This is a genomic window from Actinomadura sp. CNU-125, assembly GCF_001942465.1.
Lineage (GTDB): Bacteria > Actinomycetota > Actinomycetes > Streptosporangiales > Streptosporangiaceae > Spirillospora.
The window spans coordinates 1-3,675 of sequence record NZ_MKJY01000394.1; the positions used below are offsets into that span (position 1 = coordinate 1).

4 protein-coding genes and 1 pseudogene are annotated in these 3,675 nt (G+C 74.7%); 3 read left to right on the top strand and 2 right to left on the bottom strand.

What is annotated here, in order from left to right; all coding sequences use genetic code 11:
* Positions 1-148: 148 nt before the first annotated feature.
* Together BJF79_RS57535 and BJF79_RS34660 are read right to left on the bottom strand one after the other, a co-directional pair.
* Entirely contained in the window at positions 149-292 is a 144-nt protein-coding gene (locus BJF79_RS57535; RefSeq protein ID WP_187357098.1) for a hypothetical protein, read from the bottom strand.
* 318 nt (positions 293-610) lie between these two features.
* Positions 611-1,231 (bottom strand): HAD family hydrolase, encoded by a 621-nt coding sequence (locus BJF79_RS34660; RefSeq protein WP_262402995.1) that lies wholly within the window; start codon positions 1,229-1,231, stop codon positions 611-613.
* A 159-nt stretch (positions 1,232-1,390) separates the two neighbouring features.
* On the opposite strand from BJF79_RS34660, the gene BJF79_RS34665 reads away from it, so the two are divergent.
* The 3 genes and pseudogenes from BJF79_RS34665 to BJF79_RS34675 all read left to right on the top strand — a co-directional run bounded on the left by BJF79_RS34665 (position 1,391) and on the right by BJF79_RS34675 (position 3,607).
* Positions 1,391-1,849, top strand: coding sequence for a universal stress protein (locus BJF79_RS34665; RefSeq protein ID WP_075903786.1), 459 nt, complete (start codon positions 1,391-1,393; stop codon positions 1,847-1,849).
* Positions 1,850-2,043: 194 nt separating this feature from the next.
* Positions 2,044-2,871, top strand: a pseudogene (locus BJF79_RS34670) (PAC2 family protein); the annotation flags it as partial.
* Between the two features lie 190 nt (positions 2,872-3,061).
* A complete protein-coding gene (locus BJF79_RS34675) occupies positions 3,062-3,607 on the top strand; it encodes a TrmH family RNA methyltransferase (protein ID WP_075903788.1) in 546 nt (181 codons plus the stop codon).
* The last annotated feature ends 68 nt before the right edge of the window (positions 3,608-3,675 follow it).

Here is a 3,675-nt window from a genome sequence, read left to right on the forward strand (position 1 = left end):
CGCCGGACGCCTGCGGCCGCCGCCCGAGCGGCGGCGGCGAGCATGGCGCCCGAGCCCAGGTAGAGGACGACGGCGAGGCCCAGCACCACGACGCCCGCCCACTTCTCCGGGTCGAACACCAGGTCGACGAAGAAGCCGGTCACCCCGGTCAGCGCGGCGCGACCGGCACCAGCGACAGCGCCGCGCCGCGCACCCCGGTCGCGGCGCCGCGGCGGCGGGCCACCCCCCAGCTGATCACCAGGCCGACCAGGGTCACCCCGAGACTGATCGCGAAAATGGCTGCGTCGCTCATGCCGGCCCCTCATCCGTGCGGTACTGCCGCTCCCATCGTCACACGTCCCGGCCCGGGCGCCGATCCTCCCGGCGGACGGTTTGCGGGCCGCGCGGGCTCCTCCTTGCGCGGGACCCCGCCCGGGGAAAGTGCACCTCCGGTATCAGGGGACGCACCCGCCGCGGGCGCGCCCGGCACGGGACGCCGTCACCTCCAGCGTAGGCGAAACCCGCGCATGTCAACGTCCGGCAACGGAACGATGACGGAACGGTGGAGCCGGACGGCCGCGCGGGACGCCCGGCCGGGACGCCCGTGCGCGGTGGCCGGGAGGGCGGGCGGTCAGCCCGCGAGTTCGCTCAGCCGCGCCAGGTCGATCTCCAGCAGGGACGCCACGACGGTCCGTCCGGGCGCGGGCGGGATCGGCAGGACGCCGGGCACCGCGACGACGGCGCACCCGGCGGCCTCCCCCGCGGCGACGCCGTTCGGGGAGTCCTCCAGCACGACGCAGCGGGACGGGTCCGCGCCCAGCCGCGCGGCGGCGGTGAGGTACGGCTCGGGGTGCGGCTTGGTGCTGGCGACCTCGTCGCCGGCGACGCTGAGCACGAAATGCTCGCGGCCCACCGCGTCCAGCACCGGCTCGATGAGGCGGCGGTGGCTGGAGGACACCAGCGCGGCGGGGACCCCCGCGGCGCGCAGCTCGGCGAGCAGTCTCTTGGCCCCGGGCATCATCGGCGCGCACACGCTCAGCCGCTCGTGCATCCCGTCCAGCATCCGGCGGCCGACCTCGCCGGGCGAGGCGTCCGCGCCGGTCAGCTCCAGCATGTAGTCGACCGCGATGGACAGGGACCCGCCGACGAGCTTCTCCTGGTGCTCGGCCGTCCACTCGCCGCCCAGCCAGGCCATGACCTCCGACTCCACCTCCAGCCAGAGGCGCTCGGAGTCGATCAGGAGGCCGTCCATGTCGAACAGCACCGCTTCGGGGGCCCGGGGGGTCACGCGTCTCCTCTCGACGTGCACGGGCGTCCCACCATAACCACGCGGTCCCGGTTTCCTCTTCCGTGTCCACATGCTGGACCGCTAACGTGCCCATTCGAGAACTACCAACGAGTAAGGAGCGGTATGAGCGCGTACGGCATCATCCTCTGCGGCACCGACGGCTCGGACTCCTCGTTCCGTGCCGTGGACCGCGCGGCGCAGCTGGCCGCCGCCACCGGCGCGCGGCTCCTGCTCGCCTCCGCCTACAGCCCGATGCCCGAGCGGGAGCGCGCCCGGACCGCCGACCGGCTCGGCGACCTCGCCTACAAGGTGCAGGGCTCCACGCCCGCCGACGACGCCCTGCGCGCCGCACGGGAACGGGCCGTCGCCGCGGGGGCGTCCGACATCGAGCACATCGCGGTCGAGGGCGACGCCGTCGACGTGATCTCCAAGGTCGCCAAGGACCGGGCCGCGGACCTGGTCGTGATCGGCAACCGGGGGCTCAACAGCCTCGCGGGCCGCCTCCTCGGATCCGTCCCGGCGAACCTCTCGCACCGCTCCCCCTGCGACGTGCTGATCGTGCACACGACCGACGGGAAGTGAATCGGCGGGAAGTGACCGGATCGTGACCCGCTTTCCGCCCCGGGCGTACAGGGCGGGCGTCTGGCGGCGCGTCGGCGGGGTACGTGACCGTCAGGACGTAGGCTGACAGCCACCGATCATCGCGGGGACCCCGACCCCCGGGAATGACGGCCCCCCGCGGTGACGCTGTACCTGGGCGTCGGAAGGAGCAGCGCGTGATCGAGCTCGAAAGCGTGCCGGAACTCGTGGAGCCGGTTCTCGTGGCCGCCTTCGAGGGGTGGAACGACGCGGGGGAAGCCGCCAGCGGCGTGATCGGGCACCTGGAGAGCACCTGGGACGCGGTGCCGGTCGCCGAACTCGACCCCGACGACTACTACGACTTCCAGGTGACGCGGCCGCTCGTGGAGATGACTGACGGGGAGACCCGCGGCATCACCTGGCCGACGACGCGCGTCTCCTGGGCCCGGCTGCCCACGGGCCGCGACGTCGTGCTGGTCCACGGCATCGAGCCGAACATGCGGTGGCGGTCGTTCTGCCGCGAGCTGGTCGGGCTGATGCTCGAACTGGACGTCCGCAACGTCGTGCTGCTCGGCGCGCTGCTCGCCGACGCGCCGCACACCCGGCCGGTGCCCGTCACCGGCGCGGCGTCGCAGGCGTCGGTCGTCAACACCCTGCACCTGGAACCCGCCCGCTACGAGGGCCCGACGGGGATCCTCGGGGTGCTGCAGGACGCGTGCTCGCGCGCCGATCTGGAGACCGTGTCGCTGTGGGCGGCGGTCCCCCACTACGTGGCGCAGCCGCCGTCCCCGAAGGCGACGCTGGCGCTGCTGCGCCGCGTCGAGGACCTCCTGGACGTCACCGTCCCGCTCGGCGAGCTGCCCGAGGAGGCGCGCGCGTGGGAGAACGGGGTGAACGAGCTCGCCGAGGAGGACTCCGAGGTCGCCGACTACGTCCGGACGCTGGAGGAGCAGAAGGACGCCACCGAGCTGCCGGAGGCCAGCGGCGACGCGATCGCCCGCGAGTTCGAACGGTACCTGCGGCGCGCGACCCGGAATGACCGCCCGCCGGGACGGCGATCGTCGGGCCCGGCGGACGATCGCCGGGGCGCGGCGCGGGTCACACGGCGCGGGTTACACTGGGGGCGATCGAATCCCCCGATGATGGCCCGCGCACGCCGCGAAGTGCGCCCATCGTGATCTCACGTGTTCTGGAGGGCGGCAGCGCCCCCGGCCGGTGAACCGCCGGTCCGCCCGTCCCGCGCCGGGGCCGGCGATCCGCGTCCGGCCCGCCCGCGAACTGCGGCGGCAACGCCGCGACCGCGCCCACCGCTGCTGGGACCATCTCATCGCCGCGCCGCTGTGGCCGCTGCACGGCGCCAACCTCGGCACGCTGCTGCGCACCTGCGACGCCGTCGGCGCCTGCATGGCGGTGCCGCGGTTCCCCTGGGTGCCCGCGGCCCTGGAGCGCGGCAACACGCTGCGCCGTCCGGCGTGCGTGCACTGGACGAACGACCCGCTCGGGTGGCTGGCGCGGCAGCGCGACGCCGGTGCGCGCGTCGTCGGGGTTGGAACTGGTCGACGAGGCCGTCCGCTCGCGGACCTGCCCGCCGCGCGCGGACGCACCGTCGCCGTCCTCGGCCACGAGCAGCACGGCATCCCCGACGAGGCGCTCGGCCTGCTGGACGCCGCCGTGGAGATCCCCATGGTCGGCAACGGCAGCAGCCTGAACGTCGCGGTCGCCGGGTCGCTCGTCCTCTACAAGCTGGCGGGGCTGCTGTGACCCGCGCCGGGAGCGCCGCGGGGAGCGCCGCGGGGAGCGCCGCGGGGAGCGCCGCGGGGAGCGCCGCG

Excerpts from the sequence above, each read along its gene's own strand:
- BJF79_RS57535 (WP_187357098.1), bottom strand. The coding sequence starts at position 292 with ATGAGCGACGCAGCCATTTTCGCGATCAGTCTCGGGGTGACCCTGGTC.
- BJF79_RS34660 (WP_262402995.1), bottom strand. The coding sequence starts at position 1,231 with ATGGACGGCCTCCTGATCGACTCCGAGCGCCTCTGGCTGGAGGTGGAG.
- BJF79_RS34665 (WP_075903786.1), top strand. The coding sequence starts at position 1,391 with ATGAGCGCGTACGGCATCATCCTCTGCGGCACCGACGGCTCGGACTCC.